Consider the following 20381-nt stretch of genomic DNA (forward strand, 5'->3'; position numbering starts at 1 on the left):
GTGGGGAAACAAAGTGGCTCCCGCCCGTTTTCCCTGACCGGCGGGCGGGGCCGCCTTGTCTCTCTCGTCTGCGCCTTTCTCGTCTGCGCTTGGAGTTGCCGATGACGGCCGCCGTGTCCACCGTGCTCACCGCCCGCGCCCTCCTGCTCGACATGGACGGCACCCTCGTCAACTCCGACGCCGTCGTCGAGCGCATCTGGCGCCGCTGGGCCACAGAGCACGGACTCGACGGCGACGAGGTCATGAAGGTCGTCCACGGCCGCCAGGGGCACGCCTCGATGGCGCTCCTGCTGCCGGGGCGGCCCGTGGAGCAGAACCTCGCCGACAACACCCGCCTGCTCGCGGAGGAGACCGCGGACATGGACGGGGTGGTGGCGGTACCGGGGGCGCCCGAGTTCCTCGCCTCCCTGCGGGGACTGCCGCACGCGCTGGTGACCTCGGCCGACGTGCCGTTGTCCACGGCGCGGATGGTGGCGGCCGGGCTGGCCCTTCCGGAGGTCCGGATCACGGCGGAGTCCGTGGGCGCGAGCAAGCCGGACCCCGAGGGGTTCCTGAAAGGGGCGGCGGAGCTGGGCGTCGCGCCCGCCGACTGTGTCGTCTTCGAGGACTCCGGTGCGGGGATCGCGGCCGGGAAGGCGGCGGGGATGAGGGTGGTCGGGATCGGGGCCCGGGCGGGGGTCCACGGACCTGATGTGGTGGTGCCGGATCTGACGCGGGTGCGGGTGGAGGCCCTGGAGGACGGCGGCATGCGGTTGCACGTCGGTTAGGGCGGCGCTCCGGGACACGCGCGAGCGCATTGTCGCCTCGTGCGGTGGACTGCGGTTCCGGGTGTCGTTGGTCTGCGGTCTGCGGTCTGCGGTCTGCGGTCTGCGGTCTGTGTGTCGTTTCGTGTGGCGGTCCGCGGCTTCGCGCGTGACCCCCTAGGGCTCTGTCGTCTCCGACTCCAGCCGGTCCCGGGTCGCCAGGTCGTACACCCCGTACTCCGGCGGCTGGATTCCGCGTGCCCACTGGTAGCGGGTCACCGCGTCCTCGACGACCTCGTCGTACTGGCCGCTCGCCTTCCTCGTGTACAGGCCGAGCTGGGTGAGGCGGAGCTCCAGCTCGACGACCTCCGGACCCTCCGACCCGCGCCGCAGCACCGGCGGGGCCGCCTTCCGGGCCGCGTCCGAACCGGCCGCCGAGTCCGTCGCCGTGCCGGAGGCGGTCGGGGCGCCCGTCGGGGACGCCGACAGGGACGCGCTCGGTGCGGCGCTGGACACCGACGGGCTCGGCGACGCCGACGGACTCGCGCTCGCCGTCCGGGACGGGGGTGCGGCGGGCGGCCGTACGGGCTCCGTGGTGGTGGACGGCGAGGCGGACGCCGGGGTCGTCGTCGCGTCGGGGACGGCCGGCCGTACGTCCCGCGGGGCCGCCTCGTCCCGTGACGGGGACTCGTAGGCGAACAGGCCGCTGGCGAAACCGGCCGCGGCGACCACGGTCACGACCGCTCCGGCCGCGGCGAGGAGGACGGTACGGGGGCGCGGGCGGCGAGGGTGCTCGCGGGTGGGGGCCGTGGGGGCGTCAGGGTGTGGCGCCCGGGAGAGGCTCCGGTCGGCGGGGAGCGCTGTCGTCTCGTCGGGTGCGGGGGATGTCGGGGGGACTGCCCGTAACGGCATCGTCTGTTCGGTGGTGGGCATCCGGGGTACGGGGGTGGTCTCGTCGGCCAGGTCCACGTACGGGCGTATGCGGAGCGGGTCGAAGTCCTCCGCCGCGGCCGCCTCCGCCGTGCGCGTGTCGCGCAACGCGTCCGCCGCGCGCTCGGTGCAGCCGCAGGACGGGGTGCGGTCGGCCCCTCTGGGTGCCCCGCACTCCGGGCACAGATGACCGTTCGACTCCGCCATGTGTTCGTCCCTCCCCTCGCGAACCCCAGAGATTATGCAGAACCTCTCCACGGGCGGCACACGGAAGCCCCCGGAAGGACGGCTTCCAAAAGGACTCGACAGGCCATAAGCGGTCACACCGACCACGATGGAGTGGCAACGAGAGCCCCGGGAGGTCTTCATGACGGCGGATGCGCAGGGTATGACGGGAGATGTGCGCGACACAGGTGAAGAACATGTGTCCGGCAACGTCCTCGTCTCCATCGGGGCCCTGCTGCTCGGCATGCTGCTCGCCGCGCTGGACCAGACGATCGTGTCCACCGCGCTGCCCACGATCGTCAGCGACCTCGGCGGGATGGAGCATCTGTCCTGGGTGGTGACGGCGTATCTGCTGGCCTCCACCGCGGCGACCCCGCTGTGGGGCAAGCTCGGGGACCAGTACGGGCGCAAGCGGCTGTTCCAGACCGCGATCGTCATCTTCCTCATCGGGTCGGCGCTGTGCGGCATGGCCCAGGACATGCCGCAGCTCATCGCGTTCCGGGCCCTTCAGGGGCTGGGCGGCGGCGGGTTGATGGTGCTGTCGATGGCGATCGTCGGCGATCTCGTCCCGCCGCGCGAACGGGGGCGCTACCAGGGGCTGTTCGGGGCGGTCTTCGGGGCGACGAGTGTCCTCGGGCCGTTGCTGGGCGGCCTGTTCACCGAGCATCTGAGCTGGCGGTGGGTGTTCTACGTCAACCTGCCGGTGGGCGTGGTCGCGTTGGCCGTGATCGCGGTCGTGCTGCGGATTCCGCGCAGGTCGGCGAAGCACGTCATCGACTACCTGGGCACGTTCCTCATCGCCGCCGTCGCCACCTGTCTGGTGCTGGTGGCCTCGCTGGGCGGTACGACGTGGGGCTGGGGGTCGCCGCAGATCGTGGGGCTCGCGGTGCTGGGGGTTTTGCTGGCGGTCGCTTTCGTGGCGGTCGAACGGCGGGCCGCGGAGCCGGTGTTGCCGCTGAAGCTGTTCCGCATCCGGACCTTCGCGCTGTCCGCCGTCATCAGCTTCATCGTGGGGTTCGCGATGTTCGGGGCGATGACCTATCTGCCCACCTTCCTCCAGGTGGTGCAGGGCGTCTCGCCGACGATGTCCGGGGTGCACATGCTGCCGATGGTGTTCGGGCTGCTGCTGTCCTCGACGGTCTCCGGGCAGATCGTCAGCCGTACCGGGCGGTGGAAGGTCTTCCCGGTCGCGGGGACGGCCGTCACGACACTGGGGCTGCTGCTTCTGCACCGGCTCGACGAGGGCAGCTCCACGTGGGTGATGAGCCTGTACTTCTGTGTGTTCGGTCTGGGACTCGGGCTGGTCATGCAGGTGCTGGTGCTGATCGTGCAGAACGCCGTGTCGTACGAGGATCTCGGCGTCGCCACGTCCGGTGCGACCTTCTTCCGGTCGATCGGGGCGTCCTTCGGTGTCGCGATCTTCGGCACGGTCTTCGCGAACCGGCTCGGGGACAAGCTGGCCGAGGCCCTGCGGGGCGTCCAACTGCCGCCCGGCGTCTCGGTGTCGGGGCTGGAGTCCGACTCCCGGGGGCTCGGGGAACTGCCGGCCGCGCTGCGTCCCGCGGCGCTGCACGCGTACGCCTCGTCCATCACCGACGTGTTCCTGTACGCCGCGCCCGTCGCGTTTCTCGGGTTCGTGCTCGCCTGGTTCCTCAAGGAGGACCGGCTGCGGGGGTCGGTCACGGCGCCCGACGTCACCGAGACGCTGGCCAGCAATCCGGTGGAGCGGTCGTCGTACGACGAGGTGTGCCGGGCGCTGTCGCTGCTGGGGACGCGGGAGGGACGGCGGGACCTGTACCGGAGGATCACGGAGCGGGCCGGGTACGACCTGCTGCCGGCGTCGAGCTGGCTGGTGCTGCGGATGCGGCGGCACGGGTGGGTGGAGCCGGCGCTGCTCGCCGAGCGGACGCCGGTGCCGTTGGGTGTGATCGTCGAGGCGGCTCGGGAGGTGGAGTCGCTGGGGCTGGCGGAGCGGGAGGGGCCTGATCTGCGGCTCACGGCGGCGGGGCGGGAGGTCGCGGAGCGGTTGGCCGCGGCGCGGGAGGAGTCGTTGGGGGAGTTGCTGGGGGACTGGTGGGGGCCGGATCGGCCGACGGATCTCACGCAGCTGGTGAAGTCCCTGAACGATGAGATGTGCGGGTCGGATCGGGAGCGGCCGGGTGGGGAGGGGCCGGGGGCGGGGGTGCGGTTGTGAGTCTGCGGGTTCGGTGGGGGCGGGCGTTTTTGCGCAGTTCCCCGCGCCCCTGAGATGCCTGCGGCGGCCCGTTGCTGTCCGGTAGGGGCGCGTGTAGCGCGTGCGGGTGCGTTGTGGGTCGGTGCCGGGGTGGGGGCCCTTCGCACCATCGGCGGCTGCGACTCCCCAGGGGCGCGGGGAACTGCGCGACCGGCCACGACGGGCCCGCACCCGCCGAACAACCCAACCCGGCACCCCTCTAGGCGCCCGGCCCAAGCCCAGCGCAGCGGGGGCGCGGGGAACTGCGCGACCAGCCACGACGGGCCCGCACCCGCCGAACAACCCAACCCGGCACCCCTCTAGGCGCCCGGCCCAAGCCCAGCGCAGCGGCGGCGCGGGGAACTGCGCGACCAGCCACGACGGACCCGCACCCGCCGAACAACCTCGTACACATATGCGGAGACGGTTTGAAGGGGGCGTTCACGGCAACCCGGCAGACATGTCAACAGGCCTGATCATCGCTCTGATCGTGATCGTGGCGGCCGTCCTCGTCGTGGCGGCCGTCCTGACCCTGCGAGGCCGGAGCCCGCAGCACGGCCGGGGCCTGAAGCGCCGCTTCGGGCCCGAGTACGACCGCGCCGTGGCCCGGCACGACGGGGACGAGAAGGCCGCCGAGCGCGAACTCGCTGAGCGCGTGGAGCGGCACGGATCCCTGCGCGAGCAGCCCCTCGAACCGGCCCAGCGCCAGCGGTACGAAGAGCGCTGGACCGCCGCCCAGGAACGCTTCGTCGACTCCCCTCGGGAGGCCGTCGCCGAGGCCGACCGGCTGCTCGCCGAGCTCGCCAAGGACCGCGGGTTCCCGGACGGCGGACAGTACGAGGAGCAGTTCGCCGCGCTGTCCGTGCACCACGCGCACCACGTGCACGGCTACCGGCGGGTGCACACCGTGGCTGGCGCCCGCGTGAACGCCGACCGGGACGGCGACGGCCGGGTGGACACCGAGGAGATGCGCGAGGCCATGGTCGAGGCGCGCGCCCTCTTCGAGGACCTCATCGGGTCGCACCGCCGCGAGGAGTCCCGCACCACGGACGTGCGCGCGGGTGAGTCCCGCGACGGTCGTGACAACGGTCGCGGCCAGCACACGTGGGCATTCAACAGGCGTCACGCGAAGGGGAGTTGAGTGACATGACGGATGCCACGAGCAAGCCGGGAGCCGACGGCGCCCGGGGCGAGGGCAGGATCGGCGGCAAGGGCGCGACGAGTGAGTCCACGGGTGCGCACAGCCCCCTCGTGGCGCCCACCGGGACGGAGGCCCCGGAGCGGGTCGGGAGCGAAGGACGCCGGGAGGCGGTGCCGGGTGCGGTGCCGCCGGCCGTCGGCGACCGGGACGGTGCGCGGGGCGGCGAGGGCGGCCTCAAGCACGACTCCGGCGCACGGGGTCTCGGGCACGACTCCGGTGAGCGGGGTCTCGGGCGGGACTCCGGTGAGCGGGGTCTCGGGCGGGACTCCGGTGAGCGGGATCCTGGGCGGGACTCCGTCGCCGGGGGCGTCAAGACGTCCGGGCGCGATGCCCGGCTGCTTCCGCACGAGGAGTCCGACAAGCTCAGCACGCGGCTCCAGCACGCCGTCGCCGGGTTCGTCGACGAGCCCCGGTCCGCCGTCGAGGAGGCCGACCACGTGCTGGAGGAGGTCGCCGCGCGGTTCGCCGACGCGGTGAAGGAGCGTCGGCGTACGCTGCGCAACTCCTGGCAGGCCGGTGACGGCGGTCAGGGCAAGGGCGGCGCCGCCGGTGACACCGAGCAACTCCGGCTGGCGCTGCGGGACTACCGTGAGCTGACGGAGCGGCTGCTGCACAGCTGACGTCTCGTCGTACACATGACCGGCCTGTTGCCCGGACCCGGGCGGCGGGCCGGTCTTGCGTTGCCTTGCACCGGACAGCGCCGTGCCGGGCGATTTATCATGCGGCGGCGGTGGTCCAACGGGGGCGCCGCGCAAGGAACCTTCCAGGAGGAGCGCACGTGCTCGAACTCACCATGGCCGTCGTCACCGCGGCGGAGGAGGGTGCCACGGCCGGGATGCAGATGGCCGAGGCGCCCAGTGACCCGGGCACCGTGCTCCGCGTGGGCCGGGACAAGTCCGTGTGCCGGCTCGTGACGCCCGACGACTGGCTGTTCGTCTCCCGGGTGCACCTGGAGTTCCTGTGCGGACCCGAGGGCGTCTGGCAGGTCACCTGGCTCCAGGGCTCGCAGCCCGATCCCTCGTCCGAGGTGCAGCTGGTGTCGGGGGCGTACGCCCAGCCGCTCGTCTACGGCGGCTCCGTGACGCTGCCCCGGGGCGGCAACGGCGAGATCGTGATCCGCGACCGCACCGCCCCGCGCAGCGTCAACGTCGGCTTCTACCACGAGGTGTGAGCGGCGGGGGCTACGGCAGTACTCGCGCCAGTGCGAAGCCGTCGTAGCCCTTGGTGCCCACCGTCTGGATCGCCGTGGCGCTCAACCTCGGGTGCGCGCCGATGAGTTCGAGGGCCGCGCGGGTGCCCTGGACGTCGGGGGCCGGGTTGTCGGGGTCGGCGACCCGGCCGCCGCGTACGACGTTGTCGACGACGATCAGGCTGCCCGCGCCGGTGAGCTTGAGCGCCCACTCCACGTAGTGCGGGTTGTTGGCCTTGTCGGCGTCGATGAAGACCAGGTCGAAGGGGGGCGGGTTCTCGTCGGCCAGCAGGGGGAGCGAGTCCAGGGCGGCCCCCACGCGGATCTCGACCAGTTTGTCGAGGCCCGCTCGGGCGAGGTTGCGGCGCGCGACCTCGGCGTTCTTGGGGTCGTACTCAAGTGAGACCAGGCGGCCGTCGGCGGGCAGGGCGCGGGCCAGCCAGATCGTGCTGTAGCCGCCGAGCGTGCCGAACTCGAGGATGGTGCGGGCGCCCTGGATCTGGGCCAGGAGCTGGAGGAGCTTGCCCTGCGGCGCCGTGACGGCGATGGACGGGAGCCCGGCGGCCTCGCTGTCGCGCAAGGCCGCCCGGAGCACGTCGTCCTCAGGGGCGAGGTGGGTGGTGAAGTAGTCGTCGACGTCGTCCCAGAACTGCGACTCGTTCATGCACCTGTGCCTTCCATAAGCCTAGTTAGGTCAGCTAACTAGTTGCGCTAATGAATATAGGCGGGCTCCCGGCTCCTGTCAGGGAATTTCAGTGCTGAGGCGGTGAGCCGGGCAGCGGGCGGCCCGCCGACTCCGTCATGAACCACACCGCCACGCCGCCGATCACGGCCGCGGCCATCATGTAGTAGGCGGGCATCATCACGTTCCCGGTCGCGCCGATCAGCGCGGTGACCACCAGCGGGGTCGTGCCGCCGAAGAGGGACACCGAGACGTTGAAGCCGACCGAGAGGGAGCCGTAGCGGACCCGGGTGGGGAAGAGGGCCGGGAGCGCGGCCGGCATCGCCGAGGTGAAGCAGACCAGGAGCAGGCCCAGTGCGCCCATGCCGAGCGCGATCGCGAACAGGCTGCCCTGACGGATCAGCAGCAGGGCCGGGACCGAGAGTGCCAGGAAGCCCACGCAGCCCGCGGCGATCACCGGTCGGCGTCCGACCCGGTCGCTCAGGGCGCCGGCGAAGGGCTGGACGACCATCATCAGCGCCATCACGCCGAGGACGACCAGCAGGCCGTGCGTCTCGTCGTACTTGAGCTCGCTGGTCAGGTAGCTCGGCATGTAGGACAGCAGCATGTAGTCGGTGACGTTGAAGACCAGCACCAGGCCCACGCAGAGCAGCAGCGTCCGCCACTGGCCGGTGATCATCTCGCGCAGCGGGACCTTGGGGCGTTCGGACTTCGCCTTCTCGGTCTCGGCCGCGAACGCCGGGGTCTCCTCCAGGCGCAGTCGCAGGTAGAGGCCGATGGCGCCCATCGGACCCGCGATCAGGAACGGGATCCGCCAGCCCCAGGACAGCAGGTCGTCGCTGGACAGCAGGGCCGTCATCACGGTGACCAGGCCGGCACCGGCGATGTACCCGGCCAGCGTGCCGAACTCCAGCCAGCTGCCGAGGAAACCGCGCCGCTTGTCGGGGGCGTACTCGGCGATGAAGGTGGAGGCGCCCGCGTACTCGCCGCCGGTCGAGAAGCCCTGGACCAGGCGGGCCACCAGGAGCAGCAGGGGTGCCGCGACACCGATGGAGGCGTACGACGGGATCAGGCCGATGGCGAAGGTGCCGGCCGCCATCATGATCATGGTGACGGCGAGGACCTTCTGGCGGCCGACGCGGTCGCCCAGCGGGCCGAAGACCAGTCCGCCGAGCGGACGGACGAGGAAGGCCGCGGCGAAGGCGCCGAACGTCGACAAAAGCTGTGCGGTCGGGTTCCCGGACGGGAAGAACACCTTGCCCAGGGTGACCGCGATGTAGCTGTAGACACCGAAGTCGAACCACTCCATGGCGTTGCCGAGCGCGGCGGCCTTCACCGCGCGCTTCACGAGCGCCGGGTCGACGGTCACGGCTTCGGAGGGGTCCGGGGTGTCCGGGGTGTGGGCCGACGGGGTGATGACTTGAGCACCGGGCAAAACTTCGCTCGCCTGCCTTTCGACGGGGACAAGGGCAAAAAGCGACCATAGGTGGACTTGCCGGGCCTACGGAGCGCTCAAGTCCAGTCGCCTTGTGTGAACAAACGTGCTCTATGCAGCTACCCCGCCCTTGGTCGAGGACGCCCCTTCCCGCGGCGCATGTGATCCATCTCGCGCTCCGATCGGGTGGTGACGCTTCCGGCGGACTATCGTCATTCGGACAAATCGAAGCGGACGTCAGGTGAATCCGGAATGCCTGCGTCCTTCTTCACGGACGCATGGCACGAACGGGACGAGAGGCCGGCGCGGCGTGACGAATGCGGAGCACAGGGGGACCACCGAGATCCACGCGCGGATGCGTGCGGCCAGACTCGCCCTGTGGCTGGTGGCGGCCGTCCTCGCCCTGCGGGAGGTGGCCGTCGTCCTGCGCACCCCCAGAGGCGAGCGGCTGACGGACCTGGAGACCTGGGTCGGTCCGGACGGTGTGCTGCATGTGAAGGGGTCGCTGTACGACTCGACGCAGTTCACCGGTACCCCGTTCGGGGGACTTGTCCTGAAGCCGCTCACCCGCGCCGCCGAACAGGCGCTCGGCTGGGGCTGGACCTTCGGCACCCTGCTCCTGGTCGTCGCCCTCGGTCTCGTCGCCGCCCGAGCGCTGCCCCAGCCGGTCGGCCGCCGCACCTCCCTGCTCGCCGCGCCGGTCGCGATCAGCCTCCTGATGCTGTCGCTGCCCGTGCGCAACACGCTCTACCTCGGGCAGACCAGCATCATCCCGGTCCTGCTGGTCCTCGTCGCCTGCTTCGCCGTCCGGGGTGAGCGGGCCGCCGGACTGCTCATCGGGCTCGCCGCCGCCCTCCAGCCCACGGTCCTGCTCTTCGCGGCCCTGCTCTGGTTCACCGGCCGCCGCCGGGGCGCCCTCACCGCGGCCGCGACCTTCGCCGCCGGCACCGCGCTGGCCTGGGCCGCGCTGCCGCACGACTCGTACACCTACTGGGTGCACCACATCGCGGGCACCGGCCTCGGGGGCCCCGCCGACGACCTCGCCAACCAGTCCCTGCACGGCCTGCTGCTGCGCCTGGGCGTTGCCGGGCCGCTGGAGATCTCCCTCTTCCTGGTGCTCGGCGCGGCCGTCGCCGTGCTGGGCGTGCGCCGGGCCGTGCGCTACGCCCGCGACGGCCAGCTGCTGCTCGCCGTCGCGATCACCGGCTGCGCGGCGATCGCGGTGTCGCCGACCACCTGGCAGCACCAGTTGCTGTGGGTGCTGCTCGCGGTCGTCGGACGGGTCGGCAAGCGGGCCTCCGACCGGTACGTGTGGCCGGTCGCCGTCGTCGTGGTGATGACCCTGCCGACGACGATGCTGCTGCCGCACATCGCGACGCTGTACCCCCTGCGGGACAACATGGTGCTGCTGGCCGCGCTCGCCGCCGCCACCGTGATCCCCTTCCTGCCACGCACCTCGCCGTACTACCGGACACCGACCGCCCCGCAGTACGCCCCTCGGGTGCCCGCCCGGTTCCGGCACGTGCCGCTGCTGCCGTTCCTGCGGCGGGTGCTGACGCGGCCGAACCTGCTCCTCGAACTCCTGCTGATCCGGGTCACGTACGCCGCCTACCAGCAGGTCCGACTCGCGGCGACCGGCGGCAGCAACTCCGCGGGGCGGGCCACCGCCGAGCGGCACGGGCAGCAGATCCTCGATCTGGAGCGCTTCCTGCACATCGACATCGAGCACTGGGCCAACCACGCGGTCGTCAAGGTCGGCTGGCTGCGGAACTTCTTCGACCAGTACTACGAGTCCCTCCACTTCGTGGTCCCGCTGAGCGTGCTGGCCGTCCTGTACTGGCGGCGCCCGGTGGACTACCGGTGGGCCCGGGCCTCGCTCGGGTTCGCGACGCTGCTGGCCCTCGTCGGGTTCTGGCTCTATCCGCTCGCCCCGCCACGGCTGATGCCGGCGCTCGGGGTCATCGACACCGTGCACGGCGTGCAGGACTTCTCCAAGCCGGACTACGGCACCCTGACCGCGCTGACCAACCAGTACGCGGCGATGCCCTCGCTGCACTTCGGGTGGGCGCTGTGGTGCGGGGTCGTCATCGCGGTCGTCGCGCCCCGCTGGTGGATGAAGGGACTCGGGCTGCTGCACCCGCTGTTCACCGTCTCGGCGATCGTGGCCACGGGGAACCACTGGGTGCTGGACGCGGTGGGCGGTGCGGCCGTGGTCGCCGGCGGGTTCGGGCTGTCGTACCTCTTCCAGGGTCCGCGGGCCCGGGTGGTGCGCGGTGCGGCCGGGGTCGATGCGGAACGGGCGCTCGTGAAGCGGTGAGTCCCGCGGCCCCGAGGGGGGCTTCGGACGACAGGGGAGGGGCGGTGCGATGGGCTCGTGGTGCACCGGGTTCCGGCCGGACGTCCCCTGGATCGACCTGGACGTGTTGGACGGGGACGGGGAGCCGGTGCAGTGGCGCGGGGTCGTCGAGGGGGGCCGGGGCGCTGTGTGGTGGGGCGGCTGTTCCCGTACGCGATGGCCTCGTCGATGAATCCAGGGCGTGGGGCGGGACGCGGAGTTCGTCGTACGGCATCCGGCGGGGCGGACCGGCCGGGCCTCCGTGGCGGAGCGGGCCGACGGCTCGCCGAAGCCGTCGGCCCGCCGCGCCGGAACCGGGGTCAGTCCAGGGTGACCTGGAGTTCCTTGACGCCGTTGATCCACGCCGAGCGCAGGCGGCGGGGGTCGCCGGCCGCGCGGAGGTTCGGCATGGCGTCGGCTATCGCGTTGAAGATCAGGTCGATCTCCAGGACCGCCAGGGACTTGCCGAGGCAGTAGTGCGGGCCGCCCCCGCCGAAGCCGAGGTGCGGGTTGGGGTCACGGGTGATGTCGAAGACGTCCGGGTTCTCGAAGACGTCGGGGTCGTGGTTGGCGGCGGCGTAGAAGATGCCGACCCGGTCGCCCTTCCTGATCTGCTTGCCGCCGAGCTCGGTGTCCTGGGTGGCCGTGCGCTGGAAGGCGTTGACCGGGGTCGCCCAGCGCACGATCTCCTCGGCCGCGGTCGAGGGGCGTTCGGCCTTGTACCGCTCCCACTGGTCGGGGTGGGTGAGGAAGGCGTGCATGCCGTGGGTGATGGCGTTGCGGGTCGTCTCGTTGCCCGCGACCGCCAGCATCAGCACGAAGAAGCCGAACTCGTCGGAGTTCAGGCTGCCTTCGTCCTCCGCCGACACCAGCCTCGTGACGATGTCCTGGGCCGGGCACTGCTTGCGGTCGGCCGCCATGTTCATCGCGTAGGCGATGAGCTCCATGGCCGACTCCTGGCCGACCTCCTCGGTGATCGCGTACTCCGGATCGTCGTACGAGATCATCTTGTTGGACCAGTCGAAGATCTTCGCCCGGTCGTCCTGCGGGATGCCGATGAGCTCGGCGATGGCCTGGAGGGGCAGTTCGCAGGCGACCTGGGTGACGAAGTCGAAGGAGTCACCGGGCAGGGTGCGGGCGGTCTCGACGATCGCGAGGGCGCGGTCGCGCAGGCGTTGCTCCAGGGCGCGGATGGCCCGGGGCGTGAAGACCCGCTGGACGATCCCGCGGACCCGGGTGTGCTCCGGCGGGTCCATGTTCAGCAGGATCAGGCGCTGGGCGTCGATCGCGTCCCGCTGGATGTGCTCGTTGAAGCGGATGATCGCCGTGTTGAGGTACGACGAGAAGATCTCGGGGTGGGTGGAGACGTACTTGACGTCCGCGTGCCGGGTGACCGCCCAGTACCCCCCGTCCTGGAAGCCGGCGATGTTGCCCGACTGGGGGATCCAGCGCACCGGTTCGGCCCGGCGCAGTTCGGCGAACTCCGGCAGCGGTACACGGCTTTGCAGCAGGTCGGGGTCGGTGAAGTCGAACCCGTCGGGAAGCGCTGGACACTGCATCGGCAACTCACTCCAGCTGTTCGACAGCTTTCTGACGGCCCATCAGGAACAGAGCTGCCGTGAAGGTAGTAACGGGTTCTACAAGAGGCAAGGGGTGCGGAGACCCCAATTGCCTGCAAGACCCTTGCGGTGGTGGCCGGATCGTCCGCAGACTGCAAGCAGTGCGCCAACTAGAACACGTACTAGTTCCAGGGATCCGTTCGGAGGAGAGGACCCGCACCCATGGCCGCCGAACCCGTGATCGTCGAAGCCGTCCGCACTCCCATCGGCAGGCGCGGCGGCGCGCTCGCCAATCTGCATCCCGCGTATCTGCTGGGCGAGACCTACCGTGAACTCCTCGGCCGCACCGGCATCCCCGCCGACGCGGTCGAACAGATCGTCGGCGGTACGGTCACGCATGCCGGCGAGCAGTCGATGAACCCCGCGCGCACGGCCTGGCTGACGGTCGGGCTGCCCTACGAGACGGCGGCGACCACGGTCGACTGCCAGTGCGGGTCCTCGCAGCAGGCCTCCCACATGGTCGCCAACATGGTCGCCGCTGGGGTCATCGACGTCGGCATCAGCTGCGGGGTCGAGGCGATGTCCCGGGTGCCGCTGGGGTCGGGCTCCAAGCACGGGCCGGGCAAGCCGTTCCCCGACGAGTGGAACGTGGACCTGCCCAACCAGTTCGAGGCGGCCGAACGCATCGCCCGGCACCGGGGGCTGACCCGTGAGAACGTCGACTCGCTCGGGCTGATCTCGCAGGAGCGTGCGGCCGTCGCCTGGTCCGAGGAGCGCTTCAAGCGGGAGACGTTCGCGGTCCAGGTGCCGACCACCGAGGACGAGCAGCGGGCCGGGCAGGGCATGTGGCGGCTGGTGGACCGGGACGAGGGGCTGCGGGACACGTCCATGGAGGCGCTGGCGGGCCTGAAGCCGGTCATGCCGACGGCGATCCACACGGCGGGCAACTCCTCGCAGATCAGCGACGGGGCCGCGGCGATCATGTGGGCGTCCAAGCGGATGGCGCGGGCGCTGAAGCTGAAGCCGAGGGCGCGGATCGTGGCGCAGGCCCTGGTCGGGGCCGACCCGCACTTCCACCTGGACGGCCCGATCGACGCGACCCGCGCGGTCCTCGGCAAGGCGGGCATGTCCCTGAAGGACATCGACCTCGTCGAGATCAACGAGGCTTTCGCGTCGGTGGTGTTGAGCTGGGCCCAGGTCTTCGAACAGGACCTGGAGAAGGTCAACGTCAACGGCGGCGCGATCGCGCTCGGGCACCCGGTGGGGGCGACGGGGGCGCGGCTCATCACCACGGCGCTGCATGAACTGGAGCGCGCGGACAAGGAGTTCGCGTTGATCACGATGTGTGCGGGGGGCGGTCTGGCGACCGGGACGATCATCCAGCGTCTGTAGAGGTCCAGTTGACGAAGGCGGTGAAGACGGCGGGGTCGATCGTGAGAATCGGTCCCGCCGGGGTCTTGGAGTCACGGACGGCGACGGCGGTGGTGGTCTCGGCGATCTCTACGCAATCGCCGCCTTGGTCGCCGCTGTAGCTCGACTTACGCCACTTGCTCTCCATAGCGGTCCTCCATCGTGCGCCGGATCAACTCCGCCGAGTCCTTGGGGGATAGAGCGGCGGCCCGGAGATGATCGTAACGGAGTGAGCAGTCCCTGACGCTGTCCGGGTTCGCGGTCGGATGTCCGGTGCCGTATCCCTCTGTGTAGACGATCGTCGGATCGCTGGAGAAGCGGTAGAGGTTGAACGAGCCTTGCAGCCCTGCATGAGATCCGACCGAGAACGGCAGTACCTGAATGTTGATCCGGGGGTTGGCCTCGAAGGCCAACACGTGTGCCAGTTGGCCCCGCATGGTTCCCCTGCCGCCGATCTCTTGGTAGAGCGCGGCCTCGCTGATAACCATCCAGAAGACCGGGGGCGCTTCCTTGTTGAAAATGCCCTGACGGGCCAGCCGTACGGTGGTGCGGTCTTCGAGGTCGGTCTGGTCCAGCGCGCCAAGCACTCCGCGGGCGTAGGCGCTGGTCTGGAGCAGGCCATGGATCATGTGGGTCTGGAAGGTGCAGATCTCAAGCGCCCGCGCCTCGAGCTCGGCCACCTGCTGAAACCAGGCCGGGAGTTGACTCCGCAGCACCAGCTGGACGAGCCGCGTCAGCAGTCCGTCCGACCCCAGCGCCGCGTCCGCCCGCTCGCTGAACTCCGGTGTCGGCACCTTCCGTGCTGTCTCGATCTGGCCGACCAGTGACCCCGTGTAGTTGAGGATGTCCCCCAGTTGACGCTGGGTCAGGTGGGCGGACTCCCGGAGCCTGCGCAGCTCGTAGCCGTAGTAGTCGAGCGGCGAGGCGCCGGGGTCAAGGGCGTTGATGCTCGTCACGCGAAGTCCCCTCTCGGGCAACCCGGCCCACTGTCGCACTGGTTGCGCCCGTTCGATAGCTAAGCGTAGTCATGCGAGGTCACCCTCGTCCTGTGAACGCATACATCTCCCAGTGGCGGCTGGATCTCACCGCGAGCGCCCACTCGGCCCGCCATGTCCGCCGTATCGTCCGCTCGCTGCTGCGCGAGTGGGAGCTGCCGGAGCTGTCCGACGCCGCCGAGCTCGGTGTGACGGAGCTGGTCGCCAATGTCGTACGCCATGTTCCGGACCGGCGGTGCGTGGTGCTGGTGCTGCGGCTGGAGTCGGGGGTGCGAGTGGAGGTCGCCGACGGGGCGTCCGGACTCCCGTGTCCGGTGCCGGAGTCGGACGGGGAGGCGGAGTGCGGTCGAGGGCTGGCGCTGCTGGACGCTGTCGTGGGGAAGTGGGGTGTGGGGCCGAGATCGGGTGGCGGAAAGACGGTCTGGTTCGAGTGTGTGAAACCTTGACCAAGTAGTCATGTACGTAGGGAGGAGTTCTCCATGCGTCAACGCCTTCGACAACCTGGTCGCTGACAGGATGACGGAATGACGGACGGACTCCGCTGGGTGGCCGAGGCGTACCCCTTCGGCTACAGCCTCATCTTCTGCGAGGGTCTGGCCCCGGAGGAGGTGCTCAGCAGACTCGGAGCCCCGCGCGAGTCCGTCTTTCCGCTGACCCGGCACGAGGCCCAGGAGATCGAGGTCCGCAACTCCATGGACGAGCCGTTCGATCTGGACCACCTGGAGGATCTGGACGTCGAGGCCGTGGAGGAGCTCGGCTTCCTGGGGCGCGCGGTGGACGCGGTGGTGCGGGCAGGGGAGACCGAGGGCTGGACCTTCGCGATCCAGGCCTCCACGTCGTACGTCTCCGCGGTGAACTACCTCCCCACGCTCTCCTCGGGCAGCCGCGTCCTCGCCGCCTGCTGTGACGTCAACGCCACGCAGCGGGTGGAGTACGCGGTCGACGGGCGGGTGCTGTCCTCCTTCGACCCCGCGGTCCCGGGGTACGAAGACGGCGAGGACCCGCCGGCCCTCGGCTGGTCGGCGGACGGCGGGGGCATGAGCGCGCCGCAGGTCCTCGAGTACCTGGAGAGCCGGTTCGGGCTGTGGGTGCCCAAGGACTCCGAGGGACGCCGGCTTCCGGCGGCGGGCCTGTCGACCCGCCGATGACTTCGCAGCACCGTTGATCTCGGTCCGCCGATGACTTCCGCGTGCCGACGCGGTCATCACTCGCAGGAGGTGGTCTCGATGGGCGCGACGGCGGAGCGGGAAGCTCTGGAACGGCTGCGGGTTCTGGTCGGGGAATGGGTGGTCGAAGCCGAGTTCCCCGGGCAGGAGCCTGCCGCCGGACGGTGTGTGTTCGAGTGGGAGGTCGGGGGGCGGTTCCTGGTGCAGCGGATGCGGGCGCCGGAGCCCGCGCCCCAGAGCATGGCCGTCGTGTCGGTCGAGCCGGACAGCGGGGCGTACACGCAGCACTACTTCGACTCGCGGGGCGTCGTGCGCGTGTACACGATGACCTTCGACGGCGAGGTGTGGCAACTGCTGCGCGAGGAGGCGGACTTCACCCCGCTCTCCTTCCGGCAGCGGTTCACCGGACGGCTCAGCGCGGACGGCGACAGCATCCACGGGGTGTGGGAGCGGTCGAAGGACGCGTCGGCGGAGTGGGAGACGGACTTCGGGCTGACGTATCGAAGGAGCCGCTGAGATGGGACCGAGCGCCGGGAACGCGCAGGCGATCGTCGAGGCGAGCAGGTACCTGGTGCTGGCCACGGCCGACGCGGAGGGGCGGCCGTGGAGCACGCCGGTCTACTTCGCGCACATGGGGTGCCGGGAGTTCTTCTGGGTGTCCTCGCCGGACGTCACCCACTCGCGGAACATCGCCGTACGGCCCCGGGTGGGGATCGTCGTCTTCGACTCGTCGGCGGAGATCGGCACCGGGCAGGGGGTGTACATGTCCGCCGTCGCCGAGGAGCTGGTGGACGGGGCCGAGAGGGCGCTGGAGGTGTTCTCGCGGCGGTCGCTGCTGCACGGCGGGCGGGTGTGGACCCTCGACGACGTGCGCGGTGACTCCGGGATGCGGCTCTACCGGGCGGTGGCCGAGGCGCACTCCATGCTGGCGAAGGACGGGCGGCCGGATCACCGGGTGCGGGTGTAGCGGGCTTCACCACGAGGTCCACGGCGGGCTCCGCCACGGGTTCACGACGAGGTCCACGGCGGGCTCCGCCAGGAGGTCCGCCGCGGGTCCGGGAGCCGCCGCTCCAGCCCGTCCCCTCAGTCGGCACCCCCCAGCTCTGCGATCTCCGCCGCCGTCCGCTCCGCGGACAGCACGTCACCCACCGACAGGAACAACCCGTGCGCCCGGCCCAGATGCTCGCGCGCCTCCGTGAGCTCGCCGCAGTGGCGCAGGGCCGTGGCGAGGCCCGTGAGGGACTGGGCCTGGAGGCGGTCGAGGCCGCCGTGGGAGAGGGGCGTGGTGACGGCACGGTAGGCCGCCACCGCCTCGGGCCAGCGCTCCAGGGCCAGCAGGTCGCTCGCTATCTCGTACCGGAGCAGGGCCTCGACGTACGCGTCCAGGCCCGGTACGTCCCCCACGGAGGTGCCGAGCAGCGCCCGGTGCAGGGTCAACGCCTCCGCCGCGCGGCCGGATTCACGCAGCGCCTTGCCGAGGACCCGCTGGGAGACCGCCTTGCCCGCCGAGTCGCCGGTCTTCTCGAACAGCCGGGTGGCCCGCGCCGCCGCCTCCGCCGCCTCCGCGGGCCGGGACAGCCCCATACAGGCCCCGCTGATGTACGACCACGACCAGGCCTGCTGACCGAGGTCACCGGTCTCCGAAGCCAACTCCAGTGCCTGTCGGGCCAGTTGCTCGGCCCGCTCGTACTGGGAGGCGCCCACCGAGTGGGCCCAGGCGAGACAGTTGAGCTGGTGGGCCTCGGCCGCCCGGTCCCCGAGGGCGGCCGCGGACCGGGCGCCGTACGAGAAGAGGGTCCGCCACTCCGGCCACTGGCCCCAGCGGTCGGAGAACCAGTACAGGGTGCGCGAGACATGCAGGATCTCCGCGTGCCGGTCCGCCGCGAACAGCACCGGCAGGGCGCCCGCCCAGTTCGCGCGTTCGGCCGTCAGCCACTCCTCCGCCGCCTGCGCGGACCGGGGCGTGAAGGCCGGGACCTCGCCCGGCCACGGCTGCGGCGCACCCGGCGCCTCGAACCGGCGGCCCGCCGCCGAGGCCGACCGCAACAGCCAGTCCGCCATCCGCAGCCGCACCTCCCGGACCACCGACTCCGGCTCCTCGGCGTCCAGTTGCTCCCGCGCGAAGAGCCGTACGAGATCGTGCAGGGCGTACCGCCCGGGTACCGTCTCCTCCAGCAGGCCCCGGTCGACCAGCAGGTCCAGGGAGTCCTCGGTGGCCGACAACTCCTCACCGGTCAGCACCGAGGCGAGTTCGGGGCCGGTGTCATGGCCCGGGACCAGGGCGAGTCGGCGCAGCAACCGCCGGTGCTCGTCGGTGAGTTGGCCCCAGGAGAGGGCGAGTGCGCTGCGCACGGCGAGGTCGCCCGCCACCAGCCCGCTCAACCGGCGCTCCTCGTCGGCGAGTTGCTCCACCAGGCGGGCCGGGGTCCAACTCGGGCGGCTGGAGAGGCGGTTGCCGACGATCCGCAGGGCCAGCGGGAGATGGCCGCACAGCTCGGTCAGCCGGGTGATCGCCTCGGACTGGCCGTCGGTGCGCGGGGCGCCGAGGATCCGCTCCAGGAGCCGCGCCGACTCCCCGCCGCTGAGTCCGCCGAGCCTGATCCGCCGTACGCCTTCGAGGCCGGCCAGCGGCCGTCTGCTGGTGACCAGCACGAAACTGCCCTCGGCGTCCGGCAGCAGCGGCCGGGTGAGCGCCTCGTCGGCCGCGTCGTCGAGGACGATCAGCGCCCGCCGGCCGGCGAGCGTGGTCCGGTACAGCGCCTCGCGGGCGACCGGGTCCACCGGGATCCGGTCGGGCGGCTGGCCGAGCGCGGTGAGCAGCAGGACCAGCGCCTCGGCGGGCGGCAGCGGGGCCTCGCTCATCCCGTGCAGCTGGACGCAGACGCTGCCGTCCGGGAAGGCGCCGCTCAGCCGCCGTACCGCCTCCGCGGCCAGGGTCGTCTTGCCCTGCCCGCCCGGCCCGAACAGGATCGCGGCCCGCGTGCGGGTGCCGGTGGCGAGCGCCTCCAGGTCCGCCAGTTCCTGCCGCCGGCCGGTGAAGTCCGGGACGGTCCGCAGGAGGTACGGCGGGGCCGGCGCCGCCGCGCGCTCCCGGCCGGTGTCGGCCAGCCGCTGGAGGCGCTCACGCTGCTCGGCGTCGAGGAGGAGGGCGCCGGCGAGTGCCTCGACGGTACGGCGCTGCGGGCCACGGCTGCGGCCGCGCTCCAGGTCACCGAGGGCGCGCACACTCACCCCGGACGCCTCGGACAGCTCCTCCAGGGTCAGCCGGGCGGCCCGGCGCAGGGAGCGCAGCATCACACCGAAAGCGGTGCCGCCCTGGGGCACCTCGGACTGCGGGACTTCGGGAACATGACTGGTCATCACGACAATTAGAACAAGCGCGCGCTACTTCCGCCTGCACTTCTGCCTGGTGACCATGGACGGTTCCTGGTGAGCTGGAACCTCGCCCAAGGGAGAGGAACCCCATGCCGTACATCACCGTCGGTGAAGAGAACAGCGCCCCGATCGAGCTCTACTACGAGGACCACGGCACCGGACAGCCCGTCGTGCTGATCCACGGCTACCCGCTCGACGGCCACTCCTGGGAGAAGCAGCTGCCCGCGCTCCTGGAGGCCGGCCACCGGGTCATCACCTACGACCGCCGCGGCTTCGGCCGCTCCTCGCAGCCCACCACCGGCTACGACTACGACACCTTCGCCGCCGACCTCGACAAGGTCCTCACCACCCTGGACCTGACCGACGCCGTCCTCGTCGGCTTCTCGATGGGCACCGGCGAGGTCGGCCGCTACCTGGGCACCTACGGCTCGCGCCGGGTCGCGAAGGCCGCCTTCCTGGCCTCTCTGGAGCCCTTCCTGCTGAAGACCGACGACAACCCGACCGGCGTGGACCAGTCGGTGTTCGACGGCATCCTGGACGCGGTCACCAAGGACCGGTACGCCTACTTCGACGCCTTCTACCAGGACTTCTACAACCTGGACGAGACGCTCGGCAGCCGGATCAGCGAGGCGGCCGTGCGCGGCAGCTGGAACGTGGCCGCGGGTGCCTCGGCGCACGCCTCGGTGGCCTGCGTGCCGACCTGGATCACCGACTTCCGGGCCGACGTGGCGAAGATCGACGTACCGGCGCTGATCCTGCACGGCACCGGCGACCGCATCCTGCCCATCGACGCCACCGGCCGGCCCTTCCACGCGCTGCTGCCCTCCGCCGAGTACGTCGAGATCGAGGGCGCACCGCACGGCCTCCTGTGGACGCACCACGAGGAGGTCACCTCGGCGCTGCTGGCCTTCCTGGCCAAGTAGG

General features: G+C 71.3%; 19 protein-coding genes. 12 read left to right on the forward strand and 7 right to left on the reverse strand.

What is annotated here, in order from left to right; genetic code table 11:
• Positions 1-101 precede the first annotated feature (101 nt).
• Entirely contained in the window at positions 102-767 is a 666-nt protein-coding gene (locus tag AQJ54_RS09390; protein ID WP_062235885.1) for an HAD-IA family hydrolase, read from the forward strand.
• 153 nt (positions 768-920) lie between these two features.
• Here AQJ54_RS09390 and AQJ54_RS09395 read toward each other — a convergent pair whose 3' ends face one another.
• Positions 921-1880, reverse strand: a complete 960-nt coding sequence (locus tag AQJ54_RS09395) for a peptidoglycan-binding domain-containing protein (RefSeq protein ID WP_062235888.1) — start codon at positions 1878-1880, stop codon at positions 921-923.
• 160 nt (positions 1881-2040) lie between these two features.
• Here AQJ54_RS09395 and AQJ54_RS09400 point away from each other — a divergent pair, with 160 nt between their 5' ends.
• The 4 genes from AQJ54_RS09400 to AQJ54_RS09415 all read left to right on the forward strand — a co-directional run bounded on the left by AQJ54_RS09400 (position 2041) and on the right by AQJ54_RS09415 (position 6482).
• Positions 2041-4092 (forward strand): MDR family MFS transporter, encoded by a 2052-nt coding sequence (locus AQJ54_RS09400; protein ID WP_062237078.1) that lies wholly within the window; start codon positions 2041-2043, stop codon positions 4090-4092.
• A gap of 478 nt (positions 4093-4570) precedes the next feature.
• Positions 4571-5251 (forward strand): EF-hand domain-containing protein, encoded by a 681-nt coding sequence (locus tag AQJ54_RS09405; RefSeq protein WP_062235891.1) that lies wholly within the window; start codon positions 4571-4573, stop codon positions 5249-5251.
• A gap of 5 nt (positions 5252-5256) precedes the next feature.
• Entirely contained in the window at positions 5257-5931 is a 675-nt protein-coding gene (locus tag AQJ54_RS09410) for a hypothetical protein (RefSeq protein ID WP_062235894.1), read from the forward strand.
• A 158-nt stretch (positions 5932-6089) separates the two neighbouring features.
• Complete coding sequence (locus AQJ54_RS09415; RefSeq protein ID WP_062025215.1) at positions 6090-6482, forward strand: FHA domain-containing protein; 393 nt, start codon at positions 6090-6092, stop codon at positions 6480-6482.
• 10 nt (positions 6483-6492) lie between these two features.
• Here AQJ54_RS09415 and AQJ54_RS09420 read toward each other — a convergent pair whose 3' ends face one another.
• On the reverse strand, positions 6493-7164 hold the full coding sequence (locus tag AQJ54_RS09420; protein ID WP_062235897.1) for an O-methyltransferase: 672 nt from the start codon (positions 7162-7164) through the stop codon (positions 6493-6495).
• 88 nt (positions 7165-7252) lie between these two features.
• Positions 7253-8599, reverse strand: a complete 1347-nt coding sequence (gene proP / locus AQJ54_RS09425) for a glycine betaine/L-proline transporter ProP (RefSeq protein ID WP_062237080.1) — start codon at positions 8597-8599, stop codon at positions 7253-7255.
• A gap of 373 nt (positions 8600-8972) precedes the next feature.
• On the opposite strand from proP, the gene AQJ54_RS09430 reads away from it, so the two are divergent.
• Positions 8973-10934: a bifunctional glycosyltransferase 87/phosphatase PAP2 family protein gene (locus AQJ54_RS09430; RefSeq protein WP_248845330.1), complete on the forward strand. Its 1962-nt coding sequence runs from the start codon at positions 8973-8975 to the stop codon at positions 10932-10934.
• A gap of 338 nt (positions 10935-11272) precedes the next feature.
• Here AQJ54_RS09430 and AQJ54_RS09435 read toward each other — a convergent pair whose 3' ends face one another.
• Positions 11273-12511 carry a cytochrome P450 gene (locus AQJ54_RS09435; RefSeq protein WP_062025209.1) on the reverse strand — a complete coding sequence of 413 codons (1239 nt, stop codon included), beginning with the start codon at positions 12509-12511 and terminating at the stop codon, positions 11273-11275.
• A gap of 222 nt (positions 12512-12733) precedes the next feature.
• Between AQJ54_RS09435 and AQJ54_RS09440 the strand changes: the two genes are divergently transcribed.
• Positions 12734-13903 carry a steroid 3-ketoacyl-CoA thiolase gene (locus AQJ54_RS09440; RefSeq protein WP_030325585.1) on the forward strand — a complete coding sequence of 390 codons (1170 nt, stop codon included), beginning with the start codon at positions 12734-12736 and terminating at the stop codon, positions 13901-13903.
• Here AQJ54_RS09440 and AQJ54_RS09445 read toward each other — a convergent pair.
• Positions 13887-14069 (reverse strand): DUF397 domain-containing protein, encoded by a 183-nt coding sequence (locus tag AQJ54_RS09445; RefSeq protein WP_062025208.1) that lies wholly within the window; start codon positions 14067-14069, stop codon positions 13887-13889. The two genes, AQJ54_RS09440 and AQJ54_RS09445, sit on opposite strands and share 17 nt — an antisense overlap.
• Positions 14050-14877: a helix-turn-helix domain-containing protein gene (locus AQJ54_RS09450; RefSeq protein ID WP_062235902.1), complete on the reverse strand. Its 828-nt coding sequence runs from the start codon at positions 14875-14877 to the stop codon at positions 14050-14052. The genes AQJ54_RS09445 and AQJ54_RS09450 overlap by 20 nt, the downstream gene beginning before the upstream one ends.
• Positions 14878-14969: 92 nt before the next feature.
• On the opposite strand from AQJ54_RS09450, the gene AQJ54_RS09455 reads away from it, so the two are divergent.
• The 4 genes from AQJ54_RS09455 to AQJ54_RS09470 all read left to right on the forward strand — a co-directional run bounded on the left by AQJ54_RS09455 (position 14970) and on the right by AQJ54_RS09470 (position 17049).
• A complete protein-coding gene (locus AQJ54_RS09455) occupies positions 14970-15362 on the forward strand; it encodes an ATP-binding protein (RefSeq protein ID WP_248844920.1) in 393 nt (130 codons plus the stop codon).
• 78 nt (positions 15363-15440) lie between these two features.
• Positions 15441-16064: a DUF6461 domain-containing protein gene (locus AQJ54_RS09460; protein WP_062235908.1), complete on the forward strand. Its 624-nt coding sequence runs from the start codon at positions 15441-15443 to the stop codon at positions 16062-16064.
• A gap of 78 nt (positions 16065-16142) precedes the next feature.
• Positions 16143-16598, forward strand: coding sequence for a hypothetical protein (locus AQJ54_RS09465; RefSeq protein WP_062235910.1), 456 nt, complete (start codon positions 16143-16145; stop codon positions 16596-16598).
• A gap of 1 nt (position 16599) precedes the next feature.
• The gene (locus AQJ54_RS09470) at positions 16600-17049 is read left to right on the forward strand and encodes a pyridoxamine 5'-phosphate oxidase family protein (protein ID WP_062235913.1); all 450 of its coding nucleotides are present in this window, start codon (positions 16600-16602) and stop codon (positions 17047-17049) included.
• A 116-nt stretch (positions 17050-17165) separates the two neighbouring features.
• Here AQJ54_RS09470 and AQJ54_RS09475 read toward each other — a convergent pair whose 3' ends face one another.
• Positions 17166-19442 (reverse strand): ATP-binding protein, encoded by a 2277-nt coding sequence (locus tag AQJ54_RS09475; RefSeq protein WP_062235915.1) that lies wholly within the window; start codon positions 19440-19442, stop codon positions 17166-17168.
• 104 nt (positions 19443-19546) lie between these two features.
• Here AQJ54_RS09475 and AQJ54_RS09480 point away from each other — a divergent pair, with 104 nt between their 5' ends.
• Positions 19547-20380, forward strand: coding sequence for an alpha/beta fold hydrolase (locus AQJ54_RS09480; protein WP_062025195.1), 834 nt, complete (start codon positions 19547-19549; stop codon positions 20378-20380).
• Position 20381 lies beyond the last annotated feature (1 nt).

Source organism: Streptomyces griseorubiginosus (genome assembly GCF_001514195.1).
Lineage (GTDB): Bacteria > Actinomycetota > Actinomycetes > Streptomycetales > Streptomycetaceae > Streptomyces > Streptomyces griseorubiginosus.

Excerpts from the sequence above, each read along its gene's own strand:
- AQJ54_RS09390 (WP_062235885.1), top strand. The coding sequence starts at position 102 with ATGACGGCCGCCGTGTCCACCGTGCTCACCGCCCGCGCCCTCCTGCTC.
- AQJ54_RS09395 (WP_062235888.1), bottom strand. The coding sequence starts at position 1,880 with ATGGCGGAGTCGAACGGTCATCTGTGCCCGGAGTGCGGGGCACCCAGA.
- AQJ54_RS09400 (WP_062237078.1), top strand. The coding sequence starts at position 2,041 with ATGACGGCGGATGCGCAGGGTATGACGGGAGATGTGCGCGACACAGGT.
- AQJ54_RS09405 (WP_062235891.1), top strand. The coding sequence starts at position 4,571 with ATGTCAACAGGCCTGATCATCGCTCTGATCGTGATCGTGGCGGCCGTC.
- AQJ54_RS09410 (WP_062235894.1), top strand. The coding sequence starts at position 5,257 with ATGACGGATGCCACGAGCAAGCCGGGAGCCGACGGCGCCCGGGGCGAG.
- AQJ54_RS09420 (WP_062235897.1), bottom strand. The coding sequence starts at position 7,164 with ATGAACGAGTCGCAGTTCTGGGACGACGTCGACGACTACTTCACCACC.
- AQJ54_RS09430 (WP_248845330.1), top strand. The coding sequence starts at position 8,973 with ATGCGTGCGGCCAGACTCGCCCTGTGGCTGGTGGCGGCCGTCCTCGCC.
- AQJ54_RS09435 (WP_062025209.1), bottom strand. The coding sequence starts at position 12,511 with ATGCAGTGTCCAGCGCTTCCCGACGGGTTCGACTTCACCGACCCCGAC.
- AQJ54_RS09440 (WP_030325585.1), top strand. The coding sequence starts at position 12,734 with ATGGCCGCCGAACCCGTGATCGTCGAAGCCGTCCGCACTCCCATCGGC.
- AQJ54_RS09445 (WP_062025208.1), bottom strand. The coding sequence starts at position 14,069 with ATGGAGAGCAAGTGGCGTAAGTCGAGCTACAGCGGCGACCAAGGCGGC.
- AQJ54_RS09460 (WP_062235908.1), top strand. The coding sequence starts at position 15,441 with ATGACGGACGGACTCCGCTGGGTGGCCGAGGCGTACCCCTTCGGCTAC.
- AQJ54_RS09465 (WP_062235910.1), top strand. The coding sequence starts at position 16,143 with ATGGGCGCGACGGCGGAGCGGGAAGCTCTGGAACGGCTGCGGGTTCTG.
- AQJ54_RS09470 (WP_062235913.1), top strand. The coding sequence starts at position 16,600 with ATGGGACCGAGCGCCGGGAACGCGCAGGCGATCGTCGAGGCGAGCAGG.
- AQJ54_RS09475 (WP_062235915.1), bottom strand. The coding sequence starts at position 19,442 with ATGACCAGTCATGTTCCCGAAGTCCCGCAGTCCGAGGTGCCCCAGGGC.
- AQJ54_RS09480 (WP_062025195.1), top strand. The coding sequence starts at position 19,547 with ATGCCGTACATCACCGTCGGTGAAGAGAACAGCGCCCCGATCGAGCTC.